Below are 255 nucleotides of genomic sequence, written 5' to 3' on the forward strand. Positions count from 1 at the left end.
CGCACCATCGGCCCAAGCTTGGGTGCGGACAACATCACCAAAGGTATCGATGCTTCGCTGTGGGGCATGCTGCTGGTGTCGCTGTTCATCATCTGCATCTACCGCTTCTTTGGTGTGCTGGCCACTGTGGCACTGGCGTTCAACATGGTCATGCTGCTGGCGCTGATGTCGCTGCTGGGCGCCACGCTGACCCTGCCAGGTATCGCCGGTATCGTGCTGACCATGGGTATGGCGGTGGACGCCAACGTGCTGATT

At 60.0% G+C, this 255-nt stretch carries 1 pseudogene; it reads left to right on the forward strand.

Annotation, left to right across the window (positions count from 1 at the left end):
• Positions 1-255 (forward strand): annotated as a pseudogene (locus tag AC0IW9_RS31270) (protein translocase subunit SecD); the annotation flags it as partial.

It is taken from the genome of Belnapia sp. AC561 (assembly GCF_979252845.1).